Source organism: Streptomyces niveiscabiei (genome assembly GCF_001419795.1).
GTDB lineage: Bacteria > Actinomycetota > Actinomycetes > Streptomycetales > Streptomycetaceae > Streptomyces > Streptomyces niveiscabiei.
This window is the reverse complement of record NZ_LIRL01000473.1, coordinates 1-2,280: the sequence shown is the minus strand read 5'-3', so window position 1 is coordinate 2,280 and position 2,280 is coordinate 1. Positions and strand designations below refer to the sequence as shown.

Annotated in this window: 2 protein-coding genes; one reads left to right on the top strand and one right to left on the bottom strand. The window is 74.6% G+C overall.

Translation table 11 applies throughout. From position 1 onward, the window contains the following. Positions 1-243: 243 nt before the first annotated feature. Positions 244-1,569, top strand: coding sequence for a cryptochrome/photolyase family protein (locus AOK24_RS22820; protein ID WP_055721933.1), 1,326 nt, complete (start codon positions 244-246; stop codon positions 1,567-1,569). Here AOK24_RS22820 and AOK24_RS46210 read toward each other — a convergent pair. After that, a partial coding sequence (locus AOK24_RS46210; protein ID WP_107104027.1) for a B12-binding domain-containing protein occupies positions 1,544-2,280 on the bottom strand: 737 nt, incomplete at its 5' end. The genes AOK24_RS22820 and AOK24_RS46210 overlap by 26 nt on opposite strands.

The window sequence follows — 2,280 nt, the reverse complement described above, 5'->3', positions numbered from 1 at the left end:
GCCACCAGCGCCGCCGTCGTCCGCTGCCAGACGCGGTACCGGCGCAGCATCGCGTGATCGCCGCCCGCGACGACGGCGGCGCTGGTGGCGCACCTCGTCGACCCCGGGGCCGGGCCGGACCCGCTGCCGGCGGACCTCCTGCCTTCCTCGTGGAATGTGTGACCTTTCGGAGCATCCGGACACCGTCCCGCCGCGGAAGAGATCGGTGGAAGGCATCCCGTCCCGCTCCCGGAGTCACCCACCATGAACGTCTCGGTCGTCCTGTTCACCTCCGACCTGCGCCTGCACGACCATCCCCCGCTGACGGCGGCCCTCGCCGGAGCCCGCGAGGTCGTCCCCCTCTTCGTCCGCGAGCCCCGGTTCACGGCCCCGGGCCGGCAGGCGTTCCTCGCGGACTGCCTGCGCGACCTGGACGCCGGGCTGCGGGAGCGGGGCGGGCGGCTGGTCGTCCGCAGCGGGGACGCCGTCGAGGAGGTGTGTCGGGTCGTCGCCGAGACCGGTGCCGGGCAGGTGCACGTGGCGGCCGACGTGAGTGGGTTCGCGCAGCGCCGGGAGGAGCGGCTCCGGCGGGAGCTGGGGGGACGGCTGCACGTCCATGACGCGGTGAACGCGGCCGTCGCCCCCGGTGCGGTCCTCCCCGCCGGGTCGGACCACTTCGCCGTGTTCACGCCGTACCACCGGCACTGGGCCCGCACGCCGCTGCGCGACCCGCTCGCCGCGCCGCGCACCGTACGGGTCCCCGAGGGCGTCGAGTCCGAGACGCTGCCTCCGGGGGACGGAACCGGCGGGGAGACGGCCGGACGGGCACGGCTCGCGGCCTGGCTGCGTACGGGGGTGCACGCGTACGAGGAGCGGCACGACGACCTCGCCGGGGACGCCACCTCCAAGCTCTCCGCGCATCTGCACTTCGGGACGCTCTCGCCGGTCGAGCTGGTCCACCTGGCGCGGACGGTACCCGGACCGGGCGCCGAGGCGTTCCTCCGGCAGGTCGCGTGGCGGGACTTCCACCGGCAGGTGCTCGCCGCCCGGCCCGACGCCGCGCACGCCGACTACCGTACGAAACAAGACCGTTGGCGGACCGGGAAGGAGGCGCGGGACGACATCGCGGCGTGGAAGGCGGGGCGTACCGGATACCCCGTCGTGGACGCGGCGATGCGCCAGCTCCTGGCCGAGGGCTGGATGCACAACCGGGGGCGCCTGCTGGCCGCGAGCTTCCTCACGAAGACCCTGTACGTCGACTGGCGCGTGGGCGCCGCCCACTTCATGTCGCTGCTCGTCGACGGGGACGTGGCCAACAACCAGCTCAACTGGCAGTGGACGGCGGGCACCGGCACGGACTCCCGGCCCAACCGCGTCCTGAATCCGGTGACCCAGGCGAAGCGGTACGACCCCGAGGGGGTGTACGTCCGCCGCTGGGTTCCCGAACTCGCCGATGTCCAGGGCCCGTTGGTGCACGAACCCTGGCGCCTCCAGGGCCTCGACCGGGCGCCGATCGGCGACTACCCGGACCCGATCGTCGACCTCCCCTTCGGCCTCGCCCGCTTCAGACGGGCCCGCGGCCTCGACTGACCGCGTCGACCGCGTCCCGCAGACTGCCGGGCCACAGCATCCCGTCGCCCACCCGGCCCAGCCAGCCGGGGCCGGCGAGGACGACGAGGGGGCCGCGGCGGGCGCCCCGCACACCCCACCGGGTGCGGGCGATCCGCCGGGTCAACGCCGGGTCCGCCGTCGAACGGGTCTGCGCCCAGAGGACGACGACGGACGGTCCGAGCCGGGACACGGCTGCCGCGAGAGCCGGCACGGGCAGAGCGGCACCGAACATCCTCACCGGCAGGGCCCGTTCACCAAGTGCGGCGTGCAGAGCCTCCAGGGCAAGCGTGTGCTGTTCACCCGGCACGCAGGCCAGAACCACGGGGTCGGCCCCGACCGCCGGACGGGTATGCCGACGGAGAGCGGTGGACACATGCCACGACAAAAGATGCTCCACCTCCACGTAACGTTCCCCGGAGGACGCCCACTTACGGCCCACGGCGTGCAGGACGGGAGCAATGACCTCCTCCCAGGCGCGGGTTACACCGCAGGCGTCCACCACTACGGCCAACTGCCGCTCCAGGGCGGGGGAGTCCAGCCGCAGAGCGGCCCGCGCGAGGCCATGGCGGAGATCACCGAGAGGGAGGGCGGGGGTCGGCTCGGGGACCGCCGCGTCACCGTCGCCGACGGCACGCAGGGCCGCGTCCGCCGCGCCGGCCTCGATGCCTGCGGCGCGGCGGACGCGGCCCT